Annotated in this window: 32 protein-coding genes and 1 other RNA gene; 24 read left to right on the top strand and 9 right to left on the bottom strand. The window is 56.2% G+C overall.

Going from position 1 to position 24,903, the window contains the following annotated elements; translation table 11 throughout:
* Positions 1 to 86: 86 nt before the first annotated feature.
* Positions 87 to 836 (top strand): FFLEELY motif protein, encoded by a 750-nt coding sequence (locus ACN0V1_RS12965; RefSeq protein ID WP_417545390.1) that lies wholly within the window; start codon positions 87 to 89, stop codon positions 834 to 836.
* Positions 837 to 870: 34 nt separating this feature from the next.
* Here the strand turns inward: ACN0V1_RS12965 and ACN0V1_RS12960 are convergent, their stop codons facing one another.
* Positions 871 to 1,149, bottom strand: a complete 279-nt coding sequence (locus ACN0V1_RS12960; protein ID WP_417545389.1) for a polyhydroxyalkanoic acid system family protein — start codon at positions 1,147 to 1,149, stop codon at positions 871 to 873.
* 126 nt (positions 1,150 to 1,275) lie between these two features.
* Between ACN0V1_RS12960 and ubiE the strand changes: the two genes are divergently transcribed.
* From ubiE to ACN0V1_RS12890, 14 genes are all read left to right on the top strand, one after another.
* Positions 1,276 to 2,058, top strand: coding sequence for a bifunctional demethylmenaquinone methyltransferase/2-methoxy-6-polyprenyl-1,4-benzoquinol methylase UbiE (gene ubiE, locus ACN0V1_RS12955; protein ID WP_417545388.1), 783 nt, complete (start codon positions 1,276 to 1,278; stop codon positions 2,056 to 2,058).
* A complete protein-coding gene (locus ACN0V1_RS12950) occupies positions 2,058 to 2,699 on the top strand; it encodes a ubiquinone biosynthesis accessory factor UbiJ (protein WP_417545387.1) in 642 nt (213 codons plus the stop codon). The genes ubiE and ACN0V1_RS12950 overlap by 1 nt, the downstream gene beginning before the upstream one ends.
* Positions 2,700 to 2,713: 14 nt before the next feature.
* Entirely contained in the window at positions 2,714 to 4,339 is a 1,626-nt protein-coding gene (gene ubiB, locus ACN0V1_RS12945) for a ubiquinone biosynthesis regulatory protein kinase UbiB (RefSeq protein WP_417545435.1), read from the top strand.
* A gap of 301 nt (positions 4,340 to 4,640) precedes the next feature.
* Entirely contained in the window at positions 4,641 to 5,057 is a 417-nt protein-coding gene (locus ACN0V1_RS12940) for a VOC family protein (RefSeq protein WP_417545386.1), read from the top strand.
* A gap of 828 nt (positions 5,058 to 5,885) precedes the next feature.
* Positions 5,886 to 6,218 (top strand): YnfA family protein, encoded by a 333-nt coding sequence (locus ACN0V1_RS12935; RefSeq protein ID WP_417545385.1) that lies wholly within the window; start codon positions 5,886 to 5,888, stop codon positions 6,216 to 6,218.
* A 266-nt stretch (positions 6,219 to 6,484) separates the two neighbouring features.
* The gene (locus ACN0V1_RS12930; protein WP_417545384.1) at positions 6,485 to 6,883 is read left to right on the top strand and encodes a hypothetical protein; all 399 of its coding nucleotides are present in this window, start codon (positions 6,485 to 6,487) and stop codon (positions 6,881 to 6,883) included.
* 161 nt (positions 6,884 to 7,044) lie between these two features.
* Entirely contained in the window at positions 7,045 to 7,260 is a 216-nt protein-coding gene (locus ACN0V1_RS12925) for a TIGR02450 family Trp-rich protein (protein ID WP_417545383.1), read from the top strand.
* A gap of 88 nt (positions 7,261 to 7,348) precedes the next feature.
* Positions 7,349 to 7,639 (top strand): hypothetical protein, encoded by a 291-nt coding sequence (locus tag ACN0V1_RS12920; RefSeq protein WP_417545382.1) that lies wholly within the window; start codon positions 7,349 to 7,351, stop codon positions 7,637 to 7,639.
* 42 nt (positions 7,640 to 7,681) lie between these two features.
* Positions 7,682 to 8,098, top strand: a complete 417-nt coding sequence (gene hisI, locus ACN0V1_RS12915) for a phosphoribosyl-AMP cyclohydrolase (protein WP_417545381.1) — start codon at positions 7,682 to 7,684, stop codon at positions 8,096 to 8,098.
* 12 nt (positions 8,099 to 8,110) lie between these two features.
* Entirely contained in the window at positions 8,111 to 8,440 is a 330-nt protein-coding gene (locus tag ACN0V1_RS12910; protein ID WP_144777832.1) for a phosphoribosyl-ATP diphosphatase, read from the top strand.
* A 91-nt stretch (positions 8,441 to 8,531) separates the two neighbouring features.
* Positions 8,532 to 8,765, top strand: a complete 234-nt coding sequence (tatA, locus tag ACN0V1_RS12905) for a Sec-independent protein translocase subunit TatA (protein WP_291944430.1) — start codon at positions 8,532 to 8,534, stop codon at positions 8,763 to 8,765.
* 11 nt (positions 8,766 to 8,776) lie between these two features.
* A complete protein-coding gene (gene tatB, locus ACN0V1_RS12900; RefSeq protein WP_417545380.1) occupies positions 8,777 to 9,199 on the top strand; it encodes a Sec-independent protein translocase protein TatB in 423 nt (140 codons plus the stop codon).
* A complete protein-coding gene (tatC, locus tag ACN0V1_RS12895; RefSeq protein WP_417545379.1) occupies positions 9,196 to 9,996 on the top strand; it encodes a twin-arginine translocase subunit TatC in 801 nt (266 codons plus the stop codon). The genes tatB and tatC overlap by 4 nt, the downstream gene beginning before the upstream one ends.
* Positions 9,993 to 10,712: a 16S rRNA (uracil(1498)-N(3))-methyltransferase gene (locus ACN0V1_RS12890; protein ID WP_417545378.1), complete on the top strand. Its 720-nt coding sequence runs from the start codon at positions 9,993 to 9,995 to the stop codon at positions 10,710 to 10,712. The genes tatC and ACN0V1_RS12890 overlap by 4 nt, the downstream gene beginning before the upstream one ends.
* A 2-nt stretch (positions 10,713 to 10,714) precedes the next feature.
* Here ACN0V1_RS12890 and ACN0V1_RS12885 read toward each other — a convergent pair whose 3' ends face one another.
* From ACN0V1_RS12885 to ACN0V1_RS12865, 5 genes are read right to left on the bottom strand one after another with little or no spacing between them, the layout of a single operon-like run.
* Positions 10,715 to 11,635 (bottom strand): DUF808 domain-containing protein, encoded by a 921-nt coding sequence (locus tag ACN0V1_RS12885; protein WP_417545377.1) that lies wholly within the window; start codon positions 11,633 to 11,635, stop codon positions 10,715 to 10,717.
* A 30-nt stretch (positions 11,636 to 11,665) separates the two neighbouring features.
* A complete protein-coding gene (locus ACN0V1_RS12880; RefSeq protein WP_417545376.1) occupies positions 11,666 to 12,889 on the bottom strand; it encodes an FAD-dependent monooxygenase in 1,224 nt (407 codons plus the stop codon).
* Positions 12,882 to 14,180 carry a 2-octaprenyl-6-methoxyphenyl hydroxylase gene (ubiH, locus tag ACN0V1_RS12875; RefSeq protein ID WP_417545375.1) on the bottom strand — a complete coding sequence of 433 codons (1,299 nt, stop codon included), beginning with the start codon at positions 14,178 to 14,180 and terminating at the stop codon, positions 12,882 to 12,884. Before ubiH ends, ACN0V1_RS12880 begins: the two co-directional genes overlap by 8 nt.
* A 4-nt stretch (positions 14,181 to 14,184) precedes the next feature.
* Positions 14,185 to 15,504 (bottom strand): Xaa-Pro aminopeptidase, encoded by a 1,320-nt coding sequence (pepP, locus tag ACN0V1_RS12870; RefSeq protein ID WP_417545374.1) that lies wholly within the window; start codon positions 15,502 to 15,504, stop codon positions 14,185 to 14,187.
* Between the two features lie 26 nt (positions 15,505 to 15,530).
* Positions 15,531 to 16,130, bottom strand: coding sequence for a UPF0149 family protein (locus ACN0V1_RS12865; RefSeq protein ID WP_417545373.1), 600 nt, complete (start codon positions 16,128 to 16,130; stop codon positions 15,531 to 15,533).
* A 138-nt stretch (positions 16,131 to 16,268) separates the two neighbouring features.
* On the opposite strand from ACN0V1_RS12865, the gene ACN0V1_RS12860 reads away from it, so the two are divergent.
* Complete coding sequence (locus ACN0V1_RS12860) at positions 16,269 to 16,811, top strand: ZrgA family zinc uptake protein (RefSeq protein WP_417545372.1); 543 nt, start codon at positions 16,269 to 16,271, stop codon at positions 16,809 to 16,811.
* Positions 16,812 to 16,813: 2 nt separating this feature from the next.
* Here the strand turns inward: ACN0V1_RS12860 and ACN0V1_RS12855 are convergent, their stop codons facing one another.
* Positions 16,814 to 17,332 carry a DUF3299 domain-containing protein gene (locus ACN0V1_RS12855; RefSeq protein ID WP_417545371.1) on the bottom strand — a complete coding sequence of 173 codons (519 nt, stop codon included), beginning with the start codon at positions 17,330 to 17,332 and terminating at the stop codon, positions 16,814 to 16,816.
* Positions 17,333 to 17,419: 87 nt separating this feature from the next.
* Between ACN0V1_RS12855 and ACN0V1_RS12850 the strand changes: the two genes are divergently transcribed.
* From ACN0V1_RS12850 to ACN0V1_RS12825, 6 genes are all read left to right on the top strand, one after another.
* Positions 17,420 to 18,136, top strand: a complete 717-nt coding sequence (locus ACN0V1_RS12850; RefSeq protein WP_417545370.1) for an ABC transporter ATP-binding protein — start codon at positions 17,420 to 17,422, stop codon at positions 18,134 to 18,136.
* A complete protein-coding gene (locus ACN0V1_RS12845) occupies positions 18,133 to 19,407 on the top strand; it encodes an ABC transporter permease (protein WP_417545369.1) in 1,275 nt (424 codons plus the stop codon). Before ACN0V1_RS12850 ends, ACN0V1_RS12845 begins: the two co-directional genes overlap by 4 nt.
* Positions 19,408 to 19,531: 124 nt before the next feature.
* Positions 19,532 to 19,738 carry a TIGR02449 family protein gene (locus ACN0V1_RS12840; protein ID WP_417545368.1) on the top strand — a complete coding sequence of 69 codons (207 nt, stop codon included), beginning with the start codon at positions 19,532 to 19,534 and terminating at the stop codon, positions 19,736 to 19,738.
* Positions 19,738 to 20,034, top strand: a complete 297-nt coding sequence (locus tag ACN0V1_RS12835; RefSeq protein ID WP_417545367.1) for a cell division protein ZapA — start codon at positions 19,738 to 19,740, stop codon at positions 20,032 to 20,034. Before ACN0V1_RS12840 ends, ACN0V1_RS12835 begins: the two co-directional genes overlap by 1 nt.
* 60 nt (positions 20,035 to 20,094) lie before the next feature.
* Positions 20,095 to 20,274, top strand: a non-coding RNA gene (gene ssrS / locus ACN0V1_RS12830) — 6S RNA.
* Between the two features lie 4 nt (positions 20,275 to 20,278).
* Positions 20,279 to 20,911: a 5-formyltetrahydrofolate cyclo-ligase gene (locus ACN0V1_RS12825; RefSeq protein ID WP_417545366.1), complete on the top strand. Its 633-nt coding sequence runs from the start codon at positions 20,279 to 20,281 to the stop codon at positions 20,909 to 20,911.
* 13 nt (positions 20,912 to 20,924) lie between these two features.
* Here the strand turns inward: ACN0V1_RS12825 and ACN0V1_RS12820 are convergent, their stop codons facing one another.
* On the bottom strand, positions 20,925 to 21,098 hold the full coding sequence (locus ACN0V1_RS12820; protein ID WP_417545365.1) for a hypothetical protein: 174 nt from the start codon (positions 21,096 to 21,098) through the stop codon (positions 20,925 to 20,927).
* Between the two features lie 209 nt (positions 21,099 to 21,307).
* The gene (ilvA, locus tag ACN0V1_RS12815; protein ID WP_417545364.1) at positions 21,308 to 22,843 is read right to left on the bottom strand and encodes a threonine ammonia-lyase, biosynthetic; all 1,536 of its coding nucleotides are present in this window, start codon (positions 22,841 to 22,843) and stop codon (positions 21,308 to 21,310) included.
* Between the two features lie 135 nt (positions 22,844 to 22,978).
* Here ilvA and rpiA point away from each other — a divergent pair, with 135 nt between their 5' ends.
* Positions 22,979 to 23,659 carry a ribose-5-phosphate isomerase RpiA gene (gene rpiA / locus ACN0V1_RS12810; protein WP_417545363.1) on the top strand — a complete coding sequence of 227 codons (681 nt, stop codon included), beginning with the start codon at positions 22,979 to 22,981 and terminating at the stop codon, positions 23,657 to 23,659.
* A gap of 22 nt (positions 23,660 to 23,681) precedes the next feature.
* On the top strand, positions 23,682 to 24,821 hold the full coding sequence (locus tag ACN0V1_RS12805; RefSeq protein WP_417545362.1) for an acyl-CoA dehydrogenase family protein: 1,140 nt from the start codon (positions 23,682 to 23,684) through the stop codon (positions 24,819 to 24,821).
* Positions 24,822 to 24,903 lie beyond the last annotated feature (82 nt).

Genomic DNA, 24,903 nt, shown 5'->3' with positions numbered 1-24,903 from the left:
CCAGGGCTTACTGCACCCACGCTTATCCTCCGGTAAACTACCCAGCTCTATTCAAATATCTACACAGATCAACCGGAGCTGGCCCCATGTATCGTGAGCGCCTTGTTGGCACGGAAGTGCGCTCAGAAAGCGCCCGCCGCTTGCAACAGCTGTTACTGGACTATCACGACTTCCGGCATTACAAAGCAGACCACAGGCTGCTCGACAGCGCGCTCAGCGTTGCAGACTGGCAGGCCAGACGCCTGAAACAGACCCACAAGGATCTGTATCAGCACCCTGGCTATAAGGGTGGGTTGGAATTCCTGCTCACCGATCTTTATGCTCCCGCCAACATGACCCGGCGCGACGACAACATAGACCGGGTCTTTCCAAAAATAGTCAAGTGGCTGCCAGACCACCTGCTGGATACCCTTTCCGGACTGGTGGAGCTGAACCTGATTACCCAGCAGCTGGATCTTGAGCTGGCCGAACTGCTTGATGAGCGCGACATGCATGCCAGAGTGGTCACCGTTGAGCACTACTGCGAGGTGTATCGCGCCAGCCAGAAACTGGAGCAACGCCAACACCAGGTGATGCTGGTCGCCGATGTCGGGCAACAGCTCGACCGCTATGTGCGTAACCGCACGTTGGGTTGGTTGCTCTCAATGAGCAAGACACCCGCAGAAATGGCTGATCTGAGCGACCTGCACGATTTTCTTCACAGGGGGTATTCGGCGTTCCGGAAGATGGACAAAGTGAACGTACTGATTGACCGGCTGGTGACCCGGGAGCAGCAGGTTATGGACAACATTCTCAGTGGTCACCCGGAGCCTTTTGTGCTCCCGGACGACCTTTAAAAAGGAGTGTCCCTGCTGCTTTCTGAAAGGCAGATCAGGCCTTAAGAATCTGATCCAGCTTGCTGTGAATCTCCTGCTCAATCCGTGATTTGAAAGGCCGCAGTAACATACCCAGCTCCAGATGCACGTTGAGGTCGTCGCCAGTAATCTTCAGGTGGCCTTTAACACCCGAACGTTTGAACTTGAGATGATCCCCTTCCCACTGGTAATCGAGCTCGAACTTGCTGGAGAGATCCTTGGCAAGGGCTTCTGCCGCTTCGCGGGCATGTTCTTTATCAAGAGTGTGGGCGCGATGTACATCGATTACGGACATGAATCAGTTTTCTCTTCAAAATTGAAAGGTTTTACAGTGTAAGACGGTATTTAACGTCTAGCCACCCTTGTAGCAACCCCGCCAAGCGTTAGAATACGTGGTTCAGATTCTGACAGGACATGCCCCATGAGCGATCAACAAACGCCGGCCGGCTCCAGCAACGGCCAGGACGACGTCACCCATTTCGGTTTCCGGAATGTACCCAAGAGCCAGAAGGCCGGACAGGTCGCCGAAGTTTTTCATAGCGTGGCGGGCAAATATGACCTCATGAACGATCTGATGTCCATGGGGATCCACCGGCTGTGGAAGCGCTTCACCATTGAGCTTTCCGGCGTGCGCCCCGGCCATCAAGTGCTGGACATCGCCGGCGGCACCGGCGATCTGACCATGAAATTCTCGGACCTGGTTGGGCGTGACGGCAAAGTGGTTCTTGCCGACATCAACGCCTCCATGCTGCAGGTTGGCCGTAGCCGCCTGACCGATCGTGGCTATGCCGGCAACATTGAATACGTGCAAGCCGATGCCGAACACCTGCCTTTTCCGGATAACAACTTCAACGCAGTATCCATTGCCTTTGGCTTGCGTAACGTGACCGACAAGGATCAGGCACTTCGGGATATGACCCGCGTACTGAAACCCGGTGGCAAACTGATGGTGCTGGAGTTTTCCAAGCCCTCCAACCCGCTGCTCAGCAAGGCCTACGACACCTATTCGTTCACGGCCCTGCCGTTGATTGGCCAGCTCATCGCCGGCGACAGCGAGAGCTATAAGTACCTGGCCGAGTCCATCCGCATGCACCCGGATCAGGATACGCTCAAAGGCATGATGGAAAACGCGGGCCTGGTGAACTGCAAGTACTACAACATGACCGGCGGCATTGTTGCCCTGCATGTGGGAATCAAACCCTGATGTTTCCTGGCCCGACCCTGCTTACGGCAATAACAGCCATAATCGAGCGGGCACTGAACCACGCGCTTGAACTGGACCCTGCAGGCCAGCAAGCGCTGCTGAAGGCGCTTGAAGGGCCGGTACAGTTCCGCATTACCGATCCTGTCTCCCTTACCTGCTCGTTGCACAGAGCCGGCGACCGCGTGCAGGTGCGCAGCCAGCCCGCAGATCAACCGGCACTTGAAATCAGCGGCAAACCTCTGGCCTTCGCTGCTCTGGCTACGGGCGACAATCGCGTGTTCGCGGATAACCGCCTCCAAGTCGTTGGCGACACCAACCTCGCACATCAGTTTCAAAGGGCGCTCGACCAGCTCAACCCGGACTGGGAAGCCGCCATGGCAAGACACATCGGCGACGTACCCGCTCACTTTATCGGCAAACGTATTCGCAACTCGGTGAGCTGGAGCCGCCAGGCTTTCAGCACCCTGAACGCCAACATTGAAGAATACGTGCATGAGGAAAGCCGCGCCCTGCCCGGCCGACGCGAACTGGAAGCCACGTTCGAGGATATCGACACCCTCCGCCTGCGCACAGAGCGCCTGGAAGCACGCGTGAACCAGATCGAAAGCCGCAGCAATACTGACAAACCGGAGACTCCGTGACCCGCCTGCAAAGAATGTTCCGAATTTCCTGGGTATTCTGCCGCTACCGGCTGGACATATTTCTTCCAATAGCGGAGCTTCCCGGGCCATTGAAGCTATTTTTTCTTCTCGCCCCCTGGCACCTGTTCCCACAGCCGAAGCTTGATCGTGGTGATCGCCTGCGCCTGGCTCTGGAAGAGCTCGGGCCGGTGTTTGTGAAGTTTGGCCAGATTCTGTCTACGCGCCGTGACTTGCTGCCCGACGACATGGCCGATTCGCTCAAAACCCTGCAGGACCGCGTACCTCCGTTTCCCAGCGATGTCGCACGCAACATTATTGAAAAATCCCTTGGTGCGCCGGTATCCGAATTGTTCAAGGAGTTCAGTGCAGACCCCTTGGCTTCAGCCTCCGTGGCACAGGTTCATGCCGCGACTCTGCTGAACGGCCAGGAAGTGGTGGTCAAGGTGCTGCGCCCGGGCATCGAGAAAGTGATCCACCAGGATCTTGCCCTGATGTACCTGATGGCAAACCTGCTCGAGAAATACTGGACGGAAGGCAAACGCCTGCATCCGGTAGACGTGGTGGCAGACTACGATTCCACTATTCACGACGAGCTGGACCTGCAGCGGGAAGCCGCCAATGCCAGCCAGCTGCGCCGTAATTTCGAGAATTCCCCGCTGATTTATATCCCCTTCATCGACTGGGATTACACCCGCAAGTCCGTGATGGTGATGGAGCGTATCCACGGCATCCCAATTGCCGATGTTCCGGCCCTGAAAGCTGCGGGCGTAAACCTGAAAGTGCTGGCAGAAAAGGGCGTTGAAATTTTCTTCACCCAGGTATTCCGCGACAGCTTCTTCCACGCAGACATGCACCCGGGTAACATTTTTGTCGACGTTTCCAACCCGGCCGACCCGAAATACATCGCCATCGACTTTGGCATTGTCGGCACCCTGGCGCCGGACGATCAAAGCTACCTTGCGCGCAACTTGCTGGCCTTTTTTCGCCGCGACTACCGACAGGTGGCCCAGCTCCACATTCAGTCCGGCTGGGTGCCACCGGATACCCGGGTGAATGAATTCGAAGCCGCCATCCGAACGGTATGCGAGCCGATTTTTGAAAAGCCCCTGAAAGACATTTCCTTTGGCCACTTCCTGCTTCGCCTGTTCCAGACGGCTCGTCGGTTCAACATGGAAGTGCAGCCACAGCTGGTTTTACTGCAAAAAACCCTGCTTAACGTGGAAGGCCTGGGCCGCCAGCTTTACCCGGAGCTCGACCTGTGGAGCACCGCGCAGCCCTTCCTGGAAAGCTGGATGCGCAAGCGAATCGGGCCGGCGGGCCTGATCAAATCCCTGCAGACCCACCTGCCCTCATGGCTGGAACAATCCCCTGAAATGCCGCAACTGGTTCACGACGCACTGCTACAACTGCGCGGCGCCGGCCCCACCGAAAAACAAAACCAGGACACGCTGGCCCTGCTTCGGGAGCAACAACGCAGAACCGACCGACGCTGGCGCCGTGGGATTACCGCTATCGCACTGGTTGCAGCAGCCATCATTGGCACCCAACCAGAAGCCCGTGAATGGTCTGAGAATGCCCCACTATGGACTTGGGCATTGCTTGCTGCAGCGGGCGTGCTGGTAATACGAGGCAGCCGCTGAAGTACACTTTGATACCGCAGTAAATCGCGTAAATTCCTGTATAAACCTCGGCGCCTGGCCGGGGTTCTTTTCCCTTCACAACCCTGGCACCCAGCCTGGCGCTGTTTCATACAGTGTTATTAAAAGCGCGGATCGCAGATGCCACGCGATTACATGGCGGCGATACAGGAAGTGGACTAAGCTGTTGTTTTATAGATTTTTGGCTGATCCGCAGAGTGTTGAAACGGCTGTAATAACGAAACGGTCAAACTTGCGCAATCATTGGGACGTCCGTCCAATCGCTGTTATGCAGGGAGCAATCATGAAACCACGAATTAGCATGATCACTTTAGGCGTAAGTGACCTGCCGCACTCTGTAGTGTTTTACGAGCAGGGCCTCGGGCTTCCGCGAATGGATTCTCCACCCGAAGTCGCGTTCTTTACGTTGAATGGTACTTGGCTAGGATTATACGGTCGCGAAGCGCTGGCTGAAGATGCGTCAGTCTCTGGGGAATCAAGCGGATTCGCAGGGTTCAGCCTAGCGCATAATGTGGGTTCTGAGCAGGAGGTTGATCAAGTTATGGCCCAGGCTGCATCAGCCGGTGCCGTTGTGACCAAACCGGCTCAGAAAACAGATTGGGGTGGATACGCAGGGTACTTTGCTGATCCAGACGGCTATCTCTGGGAAGTAGCGCACAATCCGCTGTTTTGGGTCGGGCCCTCAGATGAACCTGCATAATCGGGTAGCCGGGGGTATCTAACCCCCAGCCCCCACAACACCCTGCATGCGGGTCCGCACAGGGCGTTTCCCGGAAATGTTTAAAGTAAAATGGCCGATTACCTCCTTCTTACCCCAATGACGGCTTCTGATTTTGCGCCAACGCTCCTGGGTCCGGTCGGATATAGAGCAGTTGAGCTGTACAGGCTCCTCATTGATTTCCGGGTTCAGGCCTTCACCGTGTCCCAGCCATTACGCTGGGCATTTGGCTACTATGCCGTCTGCTGACTTCTGCTCAATCACCGGTGAGGTTACCCCCGCCGGCGCTATCGGTGTCCACCTCGTTCGCTCGCAACCGCCGATGGCAACGGCTGCGCCCAGGCTTGATCGACCAGTGGCCTGACTGGTAATTGACCGATCGCTCGTTGAGCAGACCCCGAAGCGTCGGACCGCCCCAGATAAGAGCATGCACTGTCACTGCATAACTGCATCATTTACGGTGGCCGTTAGATCACGCGGCTTCGTCGTCTTGTGCCAACTCGCCTCTGGCCTACGCCTCCTATGATGTTCTTGTTCATCAGCTCGCAGTTTTGCTAGCGGCTTACTTCCGGCCGGCGTTCCGGAGACCGCCCCTCACGGGTTGGCCCTTGCCATTCGCTAGTGGTTAGCGTTCAATCGGATAAAACCGGCTGAACGGTGATCTTCCCACAGGGGACTTTCACCCCATTAGTTCATGCCCATGCTGGGCGTACACAATCGGCTGCACAGCGACCGGTTTTCCACCGCTTCGCGGTTCCAATCCGGCGCGTGAGCCGGGCGTTATGTGTTACTGCCAAGGAGTCAGATTTGTTGCCTGAGTTGAAAACAGTCGGCCTTTTCCTCGTCACTGCGTTGGCGGAAATTGTCGGCTGTTATTTGCCTTACCTCTGGCTTCGCGAGGGCAAAACTATCTGGCTTCTGGTGCCGGGTGCGCTGAGTCTTGCGGCATTTGCGTGGCTGCTTTCACTGCATCCCACCGCCGCTGGCAGAGTTTATGCTGCGTATGGTGGTGTTTATATTTTTATGGCGATACTTTGGCTGTGGGCTGTCGACGGAGTCAAGCCCACTGCATGGGACTTGGTTGGCTCGGGTGTTGCGTTAGTGGGTATGGCAATCATCATGTTCGGGCCGCGCACCACCTAACAACGGCTAAATGCCAGTGATAGCGAGATCTGTTAGCAGTGGGCTTTGAATATCCACCAAATAAGGGTAGTGCGGCTTTTTTCCGCGCGGTTGTGTTGCACAGATCGGCCATTGTAGCCTGCAGTTGCAGTAACACATTTAGCAGAAGCGTATGCGCATTGGTGTGCGCATACGAGTGCATGTAACCAGAGGCTGTTGTCGGACCGCGCCTACGCTGCGCTCCAGCGCACGGCATAGCCAAGGCGTTAGCTTCCCATGGAGGTGGAATGTCACTACAAGTGATCTCATCAAACGAACTCACGCAGCGTTGCAGGCTGTCGGACGGCCGGCTAGTAGATATCGAAATTGATGATACCGGCCTGGAAATAACCGTTACGGCGGTTAATGGCGCGAAACTTGGCTCGGTCGAGTTACAACACACTGAGTCTGGCCACTATTACCTGACGTGGATGTACCTTGATCAGGATGGAGGCGCATTCAGAAGGTGCGGCATCGGGCGCCAAGCCCTGAAGTTTCACAATGAATCCTTCGGCTGTCTATTTACTGCGGCCCCAAATGATGGGCGGCAGCGAGAAGATAACAGCCACCTCACTGGCGATGCCCGCGGATTCATTCAGAAAATGCGGGATGAAGGCCTTGTCTTACCGTCAGATCCTTACCTGTAGCCTGGAACCTGACAATTCGTTGAACCGAACGTCGGTTAACTCAAGTGTTAGACCTCGGAGCAATGTCCAGATGCTGATTTCATTCACGGCGCCCGGTGCTGCATAGGGAAAATCGAGGCGCCCGTATTTCGGGATGCAAGGTGGTCATCGGAGGGGTAACTGTGAATACAATCAATCCCAGAAAACTGCTGCATAGCAAATGGACTGCAGTTAACCCAACCAATAAAGAGAAGCACTTCCTCGTAACAGAGTTGGAGTTTGACGAGGAGGGTAAAGTCGCTCATTGCCTGATAGAGGCCGTTATATCCAATCGCTCTGAGCCAATAGAGTGGGCGGAGCTGAAAGATCGCAACATCTGGCTTCAAGGTTGGAAATAATAACGGTGGTGTTCTGGTAGCATGGAGCTAATAGACAAGGAGCCGTCACAGCGCGGTGCGCAAACCAAACCACAGGAAAGAATACATCATGAGTGATAGAGAACTGTATCGGCAGAAGAGGCAGGCTCAGTTGGATGAATGGCGGGCTGAAGTGGCCAAGCTCAAGGCCAAGGCTTCCGGGGCCAGTGCCGACACCCGGCTGGAGATGAACAAAAAGATCAAAGCGCTGGAAAACAGAATCGACGAAGGTAAGGCGAAACTATCGCAACTTGCAGAGGCGAGCGACGACGCCTGGGAGTCCCTTAAAGATGGCGTGGAGTCTGCCTGGGACACCTTGAAGTCTGCGGTTGGTGACGCAGCCGGGAAATTCAAGAAGTAAGAGGCGGGCTGAAACCCACCGCCAAGCTCAGGATTCATGAAAATGAAAGATTTGTCCGATACTGTAAACAACTCAGACTGGCTTGAAGCCATTCGCTGGACGACAGACGGCCTGGTTCCGGCGATCGCCCAGGATGCGGCCACCGGTGACATCCTGATGATGGCATGGATGAACCGCGAATCGCTTCGCCTCACCTCTGAAGAGGGCCAGGCCGTGTACTGGTCGCGATCACGAGGTAAACTCTGGCGCAAGGGTGAGACGTCGGGGCATCAGCAGGTAGTTAAGGATATTCGCCTGGACTGTGATGAAGATGTGATCTTGCTGAAGGTAGAGCAGAAAGGCGACATTGCCTGTCATACGGGCCGGCGCAGCTGTTTTTACCGCTCCCTGAAGAACAGCCAATGGGTGAGTGTTGAGCCCGTTATTAAAGACCCTGATGCCATTTATGGCAGCAACTGAGGAGTGTGTGCGTTGAGTGATGTCCTGGAAAACCTCGCTCGGGTTCTGGAAGCCCGCAAAGCAGCCGACCCTGAAAAATCCTACGTCGCCAGTCTCCATGCCAAAGGTCTGAACAAGATATTGGAAAAAGTCGGCGAAGAGTGCACAGAGACTTTGCTGGCCGCCAAGGATGCCGAACACTCTGGAGACACCCGTGCGGTAATCAGCGAAACTGCGGATCTCTGGTTTCACAGCATGGTGATGCTTTCCAGCCTGGGCCTGTCCCCGAAGGATATTCTGGACGAGCTGAACAGCCGGTTTGACCTGTCCGGCCTGGAAGAGAAAGCGTCCCGAGACCAGTAAGGCAGCAATACCTCTTTGGAGGGTTTCCGCCAACAGCCTCCGGTAACGTACAATACCAACGAACAGACACATTTAAACGAGGACCCCCGAAATGGGTATCAGTATCTGGCAACTTCTTATTGTACTGGGCATCGTAATTCTGCTGTTCGGGACCAAAAAACTGCGCAACATCGGCACCGACCTTGGTGGCGCGATTCGCGGCTTCAAAAAGTCCATGAGCGACGAAGACACCAAATCGGAAGACCCGGACTCTCTGGAAGGCCAGGCCGACGAGCAGAAACGGCAGGCGGCTGAAGAGAAGCCCAGGGACAAAACCAAAAGCTGAGACCAGACAGAATGTTTGATATCGGCTTTCTTGAGCTGCTGATCTGCGGCGTTATTGCCCTGTTGGTGCTTGGCCCCGAACGGCTGCCTACCGCTGCCCGCGCGGCCGGGCGCTGGGTTGGTGGTGCGCGGCGTATGGTCAGCCAGTTTACCTCGGAGCTTGACCGACAGCTAAAAGCCGATGAACTCAGGAAGGAACTTCGCGACGCGGGTGATGTTGGCCTGGATGACGTTCAGAAAACCGTACGCGGAGCTTTGGACGAAGCCAAGAAGTACGAACACATGATCATGTCGGACAAACCCGCGAGCAAAACGGCAACAGACGAACAGGCTATGACGTTCGATAGCCCGAAAAGTGAGACGAAAACAGACTCAGGTGAGAGCCCATTGGCTAAGCCAGACGCCGCGCAAAATCCCTCGGACAAGTCTTCATGAATGCAAAAACTGAGGGTAAAGGCCCGGACCACAAGGACACCTCGGCCGGCCAGCCGGAAATGCCGCTGGTTGAACATCTGCTGGAGCTTCGCAACCGTTTGCTGAAAATGGTTCTGGCTGTGGTGATCTGTTTTGCGGCCATTTACCCCTTTGCCAACGAACTGTATCTATGGCTGTCTGAGCCTATCCGATCACTACTGCCGATCGGGCAAACAATGATCGCGACGGACATCACCTCGCCGTTTTTTGCGCCTCTTAAACTGGCGCTGTTTTTGTCAGTTTTTGCAGCTATTCCGATCATTCTTTACCAGCTCTGGAGCTTTGTTGCGCCGGGGCTCTATGCCCATGAAAAACGCCTGGCGTTTCCGCTGCTGTTTACCTCCGTCATCCTGTTCTATCTGGGCGCTGCGTTTGCGTATTACGTGGTGTTCCCTCTGGTGTTTGGCTTTTTCACGGCCATAGGCCCCGAAGGTATTGTTGAACTGCCAGACATCAGCAGCTACCTGAACTTCGTGTTGAAGATGTTTTTCGCCTTCGGGATCGCCTTCGAGATCCCCATTGCCACCATTCTGCTAATCCTCAGCGGCGCAACAACACCGGCAGATCTGGCGGCGAAACGGCCATACGTGGTGGTGGGGTGCTTCGTGATCGGCATGATGCTGACACCGCCAGACATCATCTCCCAGACACTTCTGGCGGTGCCCATGTGGATTCTGTTCGAGCTCGGCATTTTGTTTGGCCGTCTGGCTGTGCGTGAAGTATCGGAGCCGGATGCCGACGAGCCATCTTCTGAATGAACCTGGCCTTACTGTTTGATGAGGACTTTGTTGCGCCCGACCGCGTGGTGCTGCGGGGCCGCCGGCTTGAACACATCCGGTCTGTACTCGGCGCATCCACAGGAGATCAGCTTCCAGTTGGCCGAGTAAACGGCCTGATGGGGCTTGGAGAAGTGATAAAGCTTACGGATTCTGAAGCTGAATTGGTTGTTGTGCTTGATCAGCAACCACCGCCCCTCCTACCCCTTACGCTTATCCTGGCCATGCCCCGGCCCAAAATGTTCCGCCGTATTCTGCAAACCAGCGCGACACTGGGCATCAAGGACATCTGGCTGATCAACAGCTACAAGGTGGAAAAGAGCTTCTGGCAGACGCCTTGGTTGTCAGATCAAAATCTGTGGGAGAACCTGACCCTCGGGCTTGAGCAGGCAAAAGATACGATCATGCCACGTGTGCACATTCGCAAGCTGTTCAAACCCTTCGTGGAAGATGAGTTGCCCGCCTTGCTGAACGGCAAACAAGCCCTGGTTGCACACCCGGGCACTACTACGCCCTGCCCCGCGCACCTGAACAAGCCCACTGCGCTGTGTATAGGGCCGGAAGGTGGCTTCACTCCCTACGAAGTAGGTAAGCTGGAAGAAGCTGGATGCCAGAGTGTTCATCTGGGGCCACGCATTCTGCGGGTGGAAACAGCCGTTCCCGTTCTCGTCAGCCGGCTGTTTGACGCCTGCCTGTAAATTCAGGAAGCGTCCGATCTCGCTTCCCACATCCGCAGTACAGGTGTAAGCACCGCCACCAGCAACGCACCCGACAGCAGGCCTAACAAACCATTGGCCAGCATCGGAATCAGTGTAGCCGACAGGCCACCAAAATCCGCGGCAAAGTGTTCGATGGCCTCATAAACCGGCGGTATCCCATGCACCAGAATGCCACCGCCCACCAGGAACATGGCAAGAGTGCCAAAAATGGATAAGGTTTTCATAAGATAGGGGGCAAGCCAGAGAATGCCATTGCCTACCCGCTGAGCCAGCGCACTGTCTTTCTGGCTCAGGTAGAGGCCTACGTCATCCAGCTTCACGATACCTGCCACCAGGCCATAGACAACCACCGTAACCGCCACGGCCACCACCGACAGCACCGCAAACTGTATCCCTATGCTCGCCGCCGCAACCACTCCGAGTGTGATGGCTATAATCTCTGCTGACAGAATGAAGTCTGTTCGGATAGCGCCTTTTATCTTTCGTTTTTCCAGGACTTTCAGATCGACATCGGGCTGCTTCAGGGCCTCGCGCAGCTGCTTTTTGTTCTTTTCATCTTCCTCTGCATGCAGAAATTTATGGGCCAGTTTTTCAGCCCCTTCAAAGCAAAGGAAGGCACCGCCGAGCATTAACAGCGGCGTAACCAGCCAGGGCACAAAAAAACTGATCGCGACGGCGGCCGGCACAAGAATCACCTTGTTCACCATCGAGCCTTTGGCAACCGCCCAGACGACGGGCAACTCCCGGGCCGGTTTTACACCGGTTACCTGTTGCGCGTTCAGGGCGAGGTCATCCCCCAGAACACCGGCTGTTTTCTTTGTTGCGGTTTTGGTCATCAGGGAAACATCGTCGAGCAGTGTCGCAATGTCGTCGATGAGCATGAGCAGACTGGTTCCTGCCATCAGTGCAGATCCTTTTTTTGTGGTGGCCGTTCAAAGAATAAGGCCCATGGCCTCAGCAGCAATCCGGTTTTTAACCGGGCCAAGCCCGTCAAGCCAACGCATGCCGGTATTTCTCAGCCATCTCAGCGGCAGCTCGTCACGCCCAAACAATTGTTTGAAACCTTCCATAGCAGCCATCATAGCCAAATTCTCGCCCTTGCGACGGCGCTGATAGCGCGCCAGCACCAATTCGTGAGCGGGGCTCAAACCGGTACTTTTTGCTTTCGCCAACTCCTCCAGCATAACCCGGACATCGCCGTACCCGAGGTTAGCGCCCTGGCCCGCAAGCGGGTGAATGGTATGAGCGGCATCCCCCACCAGCGCAAAACCGGGAGCAATATAATCTTTGGCATGGCGCTGCCTGAGCGGGAAGGCGAAACGCTGGGACACAGCTTCAACGGCGCCGAGTTCTCGTTCGATCGCCCGTTCCAGTTCAGCCGTATAGGTTGCATCATCCAGAGCCATCAGGCGGCGAGCTTCTTCGGTATCCTGCGACCATACGATGGAGCAGAAGTGCTCATCACCGCTTTCCGTTGCCAGCGGCAAAAACGCCAGCGGCCCGGTTTGAGAAAACCGCTGCCAGGCCGTGTATCTGTGAGTTTGGGCCGTGCGCACGGTACACACAATCGCTTGCTGATCGTAATCCCATTCACGGGTAGGCAGCCCTACCCATTGCCGCAACCGGGAGTTGGCACCATCCGCCGCGATCACAAGGCGCGCCACCAGTGTGCGGCCATCCGCGAGCTCAATACTGCGCTGGTCACCAGCCTGCGCACAGCCGGTAACCTGCACACCATCAATCAGCTCAACATCGCTGGTTTCCACAACCTCGAACAAGGCCCGGACCAGGCTGCGGTTTTCAACAATCGTACCCAAGGCGCGGGCCTGCAATTCGGCCGCATCAAAATGGATACGCCCGGTGCCGTCTCCGTCCCACACGGTCATACCTTGATAGGGGCAATGGCGACCGGCCACGACACCCCGCCAGGCGCCCAAGGTTTCCAGCAACTGCTGGCTGGCCACAGAGATGGCGCTGACACGGGGTTCAAAATCCACCACGCCCTCAACAGGAGCTGGCCCCTGCAGCAGAGTGTCGCGATCTCCGCCTTCGATCAGCCCGACCTGCCAGCCCTGACGGGACAAGCCAATAGCGAGCGCTGTGCCGGTCATTCCGCCACCGACCACCAGAATATCGAACACTTTGGGATCACTCATGTTCTGAGATCTCGCGCTGACTGTGACTGGGCTTTTCATTTAATCCAGGCTTGCTGATAACAGCACGGCGCCCGCCAGTGCCCATAGCGTTGCGTGCAAACAGGCGCTTGGCACCGGGCAGCAAGTCCAGGCCCACCAAGCCGGCGTCCCGCGCTGCTGCAACTGGCGCTGGAGATTGACCAAAGATACGGATCAATGAATCGGAGAACTGCACGGTTTGCTGCCAATCTGGTCGATGCAGCTCGTGATAACGGCGCAAAATCTGAAAGTCTCCCGGTGGCCGACCTTGCTCAGCCGCCAACCGGAACTGCTCTACCAACGTCATCAAACCCCGCAGAGCGAGATTGAAGCCCTGTCCGGCAACCGGGTGCAAAGCATGTGCAGCGTTACCTACAAGCGCGACACCCGGCCTTACTGGCTCATCTACCGTGGTCAGTGTCAGGGGGTAATGGTTGCACTCGCCTATCCGGGTGAACCGCCCCAGCCGCCAACCAAAGCGCTCTTGGAGCCGCTGGCATTTATCGCTATCCGGCATTGCCAGAACCGCTTCGAGCTCCCGGTCGCTCAACGTCCATACCAGTGCGGATTGATGTCCTGCCCGGGAGGGCGAGCCGTGTGGCAGCATCGCCATGGGGCCGGCGTCGGTAAAACGCTCGAATGCAGTGAACTGATGGCTGTCGCTGGTGGACGCGTTGGCAATCAGCGCGTTCTGGTCATAACTGTGGCGGCTTGGCTGGAAGCCGAGTTTTTCTCTCAACCCGGAACGGCCACCGTCTGCAACAATCAGGCATTGTCCCGTTAGAGTGCTGATCGCATCGCCGGCCTTCAGGTTAACGCTCACGCCCTGTGCAGACGGTGTCATATCGATGACTTCAGCCGGGGCCTGCCACTGGATATTTGTTTCGAGCAACTCCCGCATCAGGCAAAGGCCCATCCAGCGATTATCCACCACATAGCCCAAGGCTTGCTGTTCATACTCTTTGGCATTCAGGCGAGTGGCGCCGAAACGACCCCGATCAGACACGTGAATCTGCTGAATGGGCGTCGCATGCTCCGATATCCGCTGCCAGAGCCCAAGCTCTTCAAAAATCAGCCGCGAACCCCAGGCTAACGCAGTGGAACGTGCGTCATAACTGGGCTGATAGGCATCCGGCAGGGCATCCGCAGACAGTGGAAAAGCCTCAGCCACGGTTACTCTCAATGCGGGAGCAACCTTGGCCAGCGCCAGCGCCAGCGTTGCACCTGCCAGCCCACCGCCGGCAATGATCACATCGGTATCGGAGTGTTTCACAGGCTCATCCCGCCATCAGGGCTTCAATCTCTTCAATGGTCTTGGGCACGCCGTTCGTCAACACGCAGTGGCCCTCTTTGGTCACCACTACGTCGTCTTCAATACGAATACCGATACCACGCCACTTTTCATCCACACCGGTATTACCCGGTGAGATATACAGGCCAGGCTCAACCGTAAGCGTCATGCCCGGCTCAAGCAGCCGCCATGCGTCGCCAATCTTGTAGTCGCCCACATCGTGCACATCCAGGCCCAGCCAGTGACCCGTGCGGTGCATGAAGAACGGCTTGAAGGCTTCGCTGGCAATGGCGTCGTCGACCGTGCCGGACAAAATACCCAGATCGATCAGGCCGCCGGTCAGCACTCTCAATGCTGCCTCGTGGGGGTGATTCCAGTGATTGCCGGGGCGCACTGCGTCAATGGCCGCGTACTGAGCCTCCAACACCACTTCGTAGACTGCCCGTTGCTCAGGGCTGAACTTGCCGCTAACCGGGAAGGTGCGAGTAATATCGGAGGCGTAACACTCCACCTCACAACCCGCATCGATGAGCACCAGATCCCCGTCTTTCAGCGGCGCTGTGTTTTCGATGTAATGCAGAATGCAGCCATTGGCACCGCCGCCGACAATGGATGGATAGGCCGTGGAACGGGCCCCGTGATCCATAAACGTGTGAATCAACTCGGCCTCAAGGTTGTATTCGTAACCACCCTTGCGGGCACGCGTCATGGCACGGCAATGGGCTTCTGCACTGATTTGCCCGGCCTTGGCCATGGCCTTGATTTCGTTAGCGCTTTTGAAAAGCCGGAGGTCGTGTAAAAGATGCTCCAGCGCCACGAACTCGCCGGGCGGATGCGCACCGCTTTTAACCTTGCTGCGGATAACATTGACCCAGTCCATCACCCGGTTATCGAATCCCTGATCTTTACCCAGCGGGTAATACACCCGGCTGCGTCCTTCGATCATACCAGGCAGAATATCGTCGATATCCGCCACCGGGAAAGCATCGTCCAGGCCGTAGCGCTCAATTGCACCCTCGGGCCCCACCAGAAATCCATCCCACAGTTCCTTTTCGGGATTCTTTTCTTTGCAGAACAGCACCGACTCACCGTGTTCACGGCCGGGAATCAACGCCAGTACCGCCTCGGGTTCACCGAAACCGGTCAGGTACTGAAAATCGCTGTCCTGGCGAAACGGATGCAGCACATCGCGGTTGCGAACACGCTCCGGTGCAGCCGGAATAATGGCAATACTGTCCGGTGCCATGCGCTCCATCAATTTGCGACGGCGCTCGGCGAATTCCTTGACGGGTATAATAGACGGCATAGGTTCTCCCGCAGTGTGTGACATGATCAGTGCAGCGTTGGCGCTTGCGACGCCGGCTTCTCCGGAGGATTGAATTCGGTGAATACGGCCAACGCCCCGAGCCGGATGTACTCGGTTATTTCCACCAGCTGCTGCTCGCTTTCGTGATCCTGTTCCTGATCTTCAGAAACCTGGCTGATGGCCACCATATCTTCGATAAGCTCGCGAATTTCCTCCGGCGCCTCGCCAAGTGACTCGCCGGCAGACAGGGCCATGCCTTCGAGAAAACCACGTATCCAGGCCACCAGGGCTTCAAGGCGTTGATCGATAGCATAATCATCGTCGGGCAGCAGAGGATGGAAGCTCATATCCGCTGACTTCAGAAACACCAGCGCCCGCTCGTACGCTTCGTTCATGAAGACAGACAGGTCATCGGCCTCCGCGGCGGCAGTTTCAGGCAACCCCATGTGTTCGCAAACCATGGCAAGCCATTCATCTTCCTCAATGCGGGAACCAGCAGCCAGACGGCCACAAAGGGCACCGTGCAGCTCGGAAGGATGGCTGAACGCTTTATGGGCCGTAAAAACATTAGCCCAGCGCTCAAATTCAGCGGCATGCGCCGCGCTGGCAGTGTCGGTTTCTGACATGAACCAAGGCAATCCTGTGTTGTTGAGTTAGGGCTCTATCCTAGCATTCAGGCGCCTGCAAGACACTGACTGGTTGATTTTCAGGGAACGAGAGAGCAATATGTTATAACATATCAGTACTCGTCAATGGACACGGGCATGCTCTCAAACAAACTCCTCGCACTATCCATTACTTTGGCACTTGTCAGCACGCGGATGATGGCCGCAGATAACCCCGGCTCGCACCAACACGGCCATGCTGAAATGCAGCTTGCATTCACCGAGAGCCAGGTTGAAATACAGCTCATGTCACCAGCAGGAAATATGCTCGGGTTCGAGCACCACCCGCACACGCCGGAGCAGCACCAGATTGAAGAACGCGTTACCAATTGGCTTGCAGAGAATCCACTGGTTAACACTCTGGAATCAACCTGTCAGATACAGGCCACCACGATTCAACATGAGGTGGCAGGCGGCCACGATCATGACGGGCACAGTCACGGCGACCCGAACCAGCACGCCGATATAACGGTCACCCAGATTCTGACCTGCCCCGGGCTGAATAAATCAGCCTCTCTGACAACGCCACTCACCGCCCGCTTTCCAGCCCTCGAACATCTCGATATTGCATGGGCCGGCCCGGATGAACAGGGCGCAACCCGCATGGAGCAAGGCGAGAGCTCTTTCAGGTTCGGGCGCTGAGGCTACTCCTCATAGGGCTCAACCGCTTCCGCCACCATGGAGTAGGAAGATGTACCGACGCCTGTTTCCGTGCGATCAATTACCAACGTCCCCTCAATCCAGACGGGGTCGTACAGAGCTTCGAGCTTGAACCCCTGCTTGTATTTGATATGAATGATCTGGTTGGGAGGCGGTGGCGGCACGTGGATGCAGGCGCCGTAATAAGGCACCAGGAAAAACTCCAGAATGCGCATGTCTTTGGTTGTTTTGAGGGGCACCACAAATCCGGGGATACGGCCTGCAACATTCGCCATCTCAGGAACAACCCGGCCGGTCATGATTTCGTCCGGCAGCAAAAGTGGGCCATCGCCCTCATGCTCCAGTTCTGGCATATTTTCCAGCAGGGCCAGATCCTCGGCGGGCATCAACTCCAGCCAGTCGATTTCGCGCGGGTCCGAGTAAGCCGGCATGGGAAGGCTCAGCAAGAAAACCAACAGGGCTGGCAGCAGCGCCCCGGCAGGGCAACGTAAAGATTGGAACATTAGCAAAGCTCTCCAGAAAGCCAAACAGCCAGACACGCGTCGGCGAACATAAGCCACACATAATACACGGGGCAGATAACGATCAACATGAACAGCCAGTCAGAATCCAGTGCGCATAGCTCTGAATATGTGCCTCCAGCACTCGAAGTCAAAAATCTCACCTTTTGCTGGGACAGCCAACATCCGCCGCTCGCGTTCCCTGACCTCAGCCTGCCCCGGGGTGAACATCTTTTCCTTCACGGCTTAAGCGGCACTGGCAAAAGCACCTTCCTGAGCCTGCTGGCCGGAATGCTTCCGCCAGCGACAGGCACGATCAGGTTGCTGGGCACCGACATCCACCAGATTGGTGCGGGCAAACGTGACCGCTTCCGGGCGGACCACATCGGCGTAATATTTCAGCAGTTCAATCTGGTGCCCTACCTCACAGCCTTGGCCAATGTCACCCTGCCCTGCAGGCTATCGCAACGTCGCAAGGCCGCCACTGGCGGGACGCCAACGCCGGCAGCTCACGAACTACTGACGGCGCTCGCCATTCCTGAAAGCCACTGGCAGCGCAAGGTCACCCGGCTCAGCATTGGCCAGCAGCAGCGCATTGCCGCTGCGCGGGCACTGATCGGCGCCCCGGAGATTATTCTGGCAGACGAGCCCACATCCGCATTGGACAGCAACAACCGTGACCGCTTCATCGACCTTCTACTGACCATGGCTGGAGAACGCAACATCTCCGTGCTGTTTGTCAGCCACGACCGCTCTCTGGCCCGGCACTTTCACCATCAGCTTGAACTCGGGCAGGTACCGGCATGAAGGCTCATCTTGCATTATCACTGGCAACCGCAAGCCTCTGGCACAGGCGCAAGGTTTTGGCTCTGGTGTGCCTCACCCTTACCCTGAGCGTCACCTTGCTGCTCGGCATCCAATACCTGCGCACAGAAGTGAAGCAATCCTTTACCAGCACCATCAGCGATACCGACCTGATCATCGGCGCCCGCAGTGGTCAGCTCAATTTGCTGCTGTATACGGTGTTTCATATTGGTGACGCCACCAACAACATCCGATGGTCGACCTTTCAGGAGCTTAAACAAGACACGCGCATTGACTGGCTCATTCCCATTTCCCTGGGCGACAGTTACAAAGGGTTCCGGGTTGTAGGCACAGACAAAGGCTTTGGCGAGCATTTCCGGTTTGGCCGGGGCCAACCTCTGGCATTGGCAAAGGGCCAATGGTTTAGCAGGGCTTTCGACGTGGTGCTGGGAGCAGGCGTGGCCAGGGCCCTGAACCATAGCATTGACGATGAAATCGTACTTTCCCATGGCGGCGGGCGCACCAGCTTCTCGAACCACAAAGACACCCCCTTCACGGTAACGGGCATCCTTGAAGCTACGGGCACCCCTGTGGATCAGGCGGTCTATATTAGCCTGCAGGGCATGGAAGCGATGCATGTAGGCTGGGAGTCGGGCGTTGCCATACCAGGCCGCACACTGACGCCAGAGCAGGCCGAGGGCCGGAAATTCACTCCCGACGCGATTACCGCCGTTTTCGCCGGACTGGATCGTAAGATCCTGACATTCCGCGTACAGCGCGACCTTAATCAGTACACCGGTGAGCCGCTTTCTGCCATTTTGCCGGGCGTTGCCCTGAGCGAACTGTGGCGGCTGATGAGCCAGTTTGAACAGGCACTGCTCGGCATAACCGGTTTCGTGGTGATTACCAGCCTGATCGGGCTAATCGCAGTGTTGCTAACACTGCAAACCCAGCGAGCCTACGAAATAGCGATTCTGCGCGCTACAGGCGCGTCTCCCGGCCTGATCGCAAGCCTCTACCTTATCGAGTGCCTGGCCCTTGCCGTGGTAGCCTGCCTGATTTCGCTTGGGTTGAGCGCATTCGCGATTTCAATGCTCGGCCCCTGGCTGCTGACGGATTACGGAATTCAGATTCAATTGCGCCCGTTGAACCTTGAAGAATGGGGGCTACTGACATCCGTGCCGCTGGCCGCCCTGCTGGTGGCGCTGGTTCCGGCATTCAGCGCCTGGCGCCAAAGCCGTTCACAAGGCTTTGGGAGCCCCGGTGAGACGTGATCCAGGTCTCACCCGAGAGCCAAATAGCAGTGGGCAGCCATCTCATGACACGCCTGTAAATTGACCGCTATGGCGCGCGCACTTATAGTTAGTCGCAATAACTTCAACCTATGCTGGGCACGTCATGGAACAGTCCGAAGTACAAGCATTAGCGGACAAGCTGGACAAGCTGATCGAACACTGCCAAAAACTGGAGCAGAGCAACGCAAACTTCAGGCAGTTGCAGGACGACTGGAACCGGGAACGGGCCCAGCTTATGCACAAAAATGATCTTGCCAAAAACAAGATCGAAGCCATGATCGGCCGCCTTCGGGCGCTGGAGCACCATTGATGTCCAAGCAATCCACCACCGTTGAGGTGAAAATTCTGGATAAGGAGTACCTGGTCGCCTGCCCGGCAGAAGAACAGGAAGCCCTCATCCGTGCCGCCAGGCATCTGGATAGCAAGATGCGCGAAATACGCACCGGCGGCAAAGTATTCGGAACGGAACGCATTGCCGTGATGGCAGCCCTGAACATGACCCACGAACTGCTTGAGCGGGACACCATGTCCGATGCCACCAGCACTCTGCTCAAAGCCATGGACAGCAAGCTGGAAAGCGCTCTCGGCGAACAGTCAAACCACTGAATTTTTGGGATTCCCCGATAGGTGTTGCAATCGGCCCCGGGTCTGGCCCTATAATGAATCTACTTCCTGGGCTGTTCGCTGGTCGGATTCGTCCTCGAGCCGATGCGCTTTACCCAGGTGGCTACTCTAGGGCATTGTGAGCACGTCCCCGCGAGGGGAAAGCCTAATATGTCACAGCGGCCACCGACCTTGAACTTTGGGTTCAAGGGCTACATCCGATAACGGCAGCCCGGGAAGCTTTATTTTGAGCCAGACTATCGACTCACACCCCTCTGAACCTGATTTACCCTCCCTGTCTCGCAACGAACTGCGCAAACAATTGCGTCAGCAGCGGCGTATGCTATCGCCCCGGGAACAGGAACAAGCCTCGACCTCTCTTGCTCTGAACCTGATCAAGAATCCGGATTTACACAGAGCCAGACACGTAGCCATCTATCTGCCCAACGATGGCGAGATTGATCCGCACCCATACATGGCTATGGCTCGTCGCAAAGGTATTCACTTTTACCTGCCAGTGCTGCACCCCGTTTATCCGGGCAAACTGGTTTTCAGCCCCTATTACGATGGCGTTGAACTGACAGCCAATCGCTTTGGCATTCCCGAACCCGCATTTAGCAGCGCACTCAGACGACCCGCCTGGGCGCTGGACGCCGTATTGTTTCCACTGGTGGGGTTTGACGAAAATGGCGGACGGCTGGGAATGGGAGGCGGGTTCTATGATCGAACTTTTGCGTTCAGCCACCAACGACCAAGGCTGGCGCCGAAACTGATTGGCCTGGCACACGATTTCCAGAAGGTAAAAAAACTGCCGGTAGAACCTTGGGATGTGCCGCTGCACAGCGTGGTGACAGACAGGCAGCTTTATCGGGTCAAATAATTCAGCGGAGGTTTTATCGGGTCAACGGGGTTTTGGTCATCTGCATGGGGCCTGCGGCAACAGAACTTTTCACTACAGCTGCGGACGGCTTGTCTTCCGATGCCTGAAGCGAAGTAAAACCGGTGATAACAAGGCCGACCGCAAAAATCAGCACAATTGCCCGGATAATATCAGGCTTGCCACCCATGACGCGTATTCCTGTTCCAGATAAGGTTAATTCTTCGGAAAATCAGTTAGCTATTCTTGTTTCCAAGAATTTGACGAAAGACTAACACGCATCCTGATTTTTACAATTTTTGACAGATTAAAGTTCAGTAAGAAACTGGCCGCGCATTCGGATAAATTGATCGCACGGCCAACCCGGAAGTGGACTTCCGGGTTGGCCGTACTTGCAGGCTAGGACCGCTTACCGTTTCCGGCTCCCAGGAACAGTTGATAGGCTTCGTTGTCCGTCATGTTTTCATAACGGAAGCCCACTTTTTCAAGCATCGCTTCAAAATCTTTTACTTCGTCATCATCTACCTGGGCACCCAGCAATACGCGGCTGTATGCCGCACCGTGATTGCGGTAATGGAACATGGAAATATTCCAGCGCGTTCCCAGCGACATCAGGAATTTCAGCAAGGCTCCCGGGCGTTCAGGAAACTCAAACTGGAATACCTTCTCGTTGGTAATCGTGGGCGCATGCCCACCGACCATGTGGCGAATGTGCTGTTTGGCCATATCACTGTCTGTGAGGTCGAGAACCGAGTAGCCAGTTTCACGGAGATCCTGCACCAGTTCGTCCCGACCCAAGCCACCGGCCTGCACCTGAACACCCACAAAAATGGTCGCTTGGCCTGCGTCTGCGTAACGGTAGTTAAACTCGGTGATGTTGCGTTTATGCAGGCCGTTGATAAAGGTCTTGAAAGCCCCCGGCTTCTCGGGAATGGTCACCGCGAGAATAGCCTCACGCTTCTCGCCGATTTCCGTGCGCTCGGAAATGTACCGCAGGCGATCAAAATTCATGTTGGCACCACTCAGGGTGGCGATCAGATTTTCGTTCTCGATCTTTTCCCGCTCAATGTACTTCTTGATGCCGGCAACGCCCAGCGCGCCTGCGGGCTCGGCGATTGAGCGCGTATCTTCAAAGATATCCTTAATGGCTGCGCAGATTTCGTCGGTGGAAACGGTGATCACCTCATCCACGTGGTCTTTGCAGATCTCCCAGGGATATTTTCCGATCTGCTTTACAGCTACACCGTCGGCAAAGATGCCGACTTCATCCAGTATCACGCGCTTGCCTGCTTTCAGGGCAGCCTGCAAACAATTGGAGTCTTCAGGCTCCACGCCGATCACCTTGATTTCGGGGCGCAGGTACTTGATGTACGCAGCCATGCCGGCGATCAGGCCGCCACCGCCCACACAAATGAACACCGCGTGGATAGGCTTGCTGAACTGCCACAGCATCTCCATGGCAACCGTGCCCTGCCCGGCGATAACATCCGGATCGTCGTACGGCGGTATGTAGGTGTAGCCATGCTTCTCAACCAATCCCTGGGCGTGAGCAGCGGCTTCATCAAAGGCATCACCCTTGAGCACAACCCGTGCGCCATGGTCCCGCACCGAGCGCACCTTGATCTCCGGGGTGGTCTGCGGCATCACTATGACGGCCTTGATTCCCAGCTCTTTAGCCGCGAGCGCCACACCCTGAGCATGGTTGCCGGCAGAGGCACAGATAACCCCCCTGGACTTTTGCTCTTCTGACAACTGGACAATCCGGTTGTACGCGCCGCGAATCTTGAAGGAAAACACCGGCTGAAGGTCTTCCCGCTTGAGCATAATGGTGTTGCCAAAGCGTTTTGACAGGCTGCGAGCTTCAGTGAGGGGTGTTTCGATGGCCACGTCATAGACGCGCGCATCGAGAATCTTCTTGATGTAGCGTTGCGGCATGTTGATTCCGGTTGCTGATGGATGGTCTGGGAAAACGAACAGTGTAGAAAGTTTGCACCACGGTCGTCTATAAGCTCAACGTCCTTAAGCGCTATAATGGCGTCGAACTCACAAGATTTTCACCCGGAGTGCCCGATGACCCAGGACGAACTCAAGAAAACCGTTGCCAAAGCCGCCGTGGACTACATTGCCCCTCGCTTGGAGCACGACACTATTATCGGCGTAGGCACAGGTAGCACGGCCAACTTCTTTATCGACATGCTCGCGGATCTGAAAACCGAGTTTGACGGCGCTGTAGCAAGTTCAGAAGCAACGGCAGAGCGCCTGAAAAGCCACGGCATTCCGGTTTATGACCTGAACAGCGTTGGCGACCTGGAGTTCTACGTGGACGGTGCCGACGAAACCAACGAGCGCCTTGAGTTGATCAAAGGCGGTGGTGGGGCGCTGACCCGCGAGAAGATTGTTGCGGAAGTCGCCAGAACCTTCATCTGCATAGCTGACGAATCCAAGAAAGTGGATGTGCTGGGCGATTTCCCCCTGCCGGTCGAGGTTATTCCCATGGCACGGAGCCACGTTGGCCGTGAAATCGTCAAGTTAGGCGGCGACCCTGTTTATCGGGACGGCTTCACAACCGACAATGGCAACATCATTCTGGACATATACAACATGGACATTTCCCGCCCGATCCAGGTGGAAGAAAAGCTGAACAACATTGTGGGCGTGGTCACCAACGGGCTGTTCGCCCGTCGCCCGGCGGACCTGCTGTTACTCGGAACCAGCACCGGGGTTGAGAGTATTCCGCGCAAAGGCCTCTAATTCCGAACAGGGGTGTTTCACCGTGTCCGATTACTTCAACGATACCCATGAACAGGCACGCTTGAGTGCGCGCAAATTCATTACAACTCATGTCCTGCCGCATATTGATGAATGGGAAGAAGCCGGTGAGTTTCCGCGAGAAATCTACCAAAAAGCAGGGGATGCGGGTCTTCTGGGCGTTGGCTTTCCTGAAGCTTTGGGCGGCGTCGGTGAAGGAGACACCTTCCTGAAGGTGGCGGTTTCCGAAGAATTAATGCGCTCCACCTCTGGCGGATTTGTCGCCAGCTTAGGCTCTCTGGATATCGGCTTGCCCCCAGTCGCCAAGTGGGCAAAAAAAGAAATCCGTGAACAGATCGTGCCTCCAGTACTGCGCGGCGAAAAAATTGCGGCCCTCGCAGTCACTGAGCCCGGCGGCGGATCTGACGTGGCCAGCCTGAAAACCCGTGCTGTGAAGGACGGTGATCACTACATCGTGAACGGCAGCAAGACCTTCATCACCAGCGGCACCCGGGCCGACCACTTCACCGTAGCCGTGCGCACCGGCGGCGAAGGCCACGCCGGCATCAGCCTGCTGCTGATCGACCGCGGCACACCCGGCTTTTCCAATGGCAACAAACTGCGCAAAATGGGCTGGTGGGCCAGCGACACAGCCGAGCTCTTCTTCGAAGACTGCCAAGTACCCGCTGACCGCCTGATCGGCGCCGAAAACGCCGGCTTTATCGCTATCATGAGCAACTTCCTGGCCGAACGCCTGAGCTTGTCTATCATGGCCTACATGACGGCCCAACTGGCCTACGAAGCCGCCATGGACTATACCAAACAACGCCAGGCCTTCGGCCGTTCGGTCACCGGCTTTCAGGTAACCCGCCACAAATTGGTCGACATGGCCACCCGGATCGACGTGGCCCGGGAATACACCTACCGCTGCGCCGCACTGATGCAAGCCGGCAAAAACCCGATCAAACAAGTCGCCATGGCCAAAAACTTCTCTGTGGATGTCTGCGAAAATGTCACCCGGGAGGCTGTGCAACTGTTCGGTGGTATGGGCTTCATGCGGGAATCCGTGGTGGAACGGCTGTATCGGGATACCAAGATTCTGTCAATTGGCGGCGGCACCACCGAAATCATGAAAGAACTGATTGCCAAGCAGATTCGGCTGTAGACTTCGGAAACAGCCTTATTCAGAAGCTCGCGCAACCCTCTGTAAGCCTTGCCCGAAAACGTGGAGCGCCAAGGATGGCGCG

Source organism: Marinobacter sp., assembly GCF_048266785.1.
GTDB lineage: Bacteria > Pseudomonadota > Gammaproteobacteria > Pseudomonadales > Oleiphilaceae > Marinobacter.
This window is presented reverse-complemented; position numbering and strand designations above follow the sequence as displayed.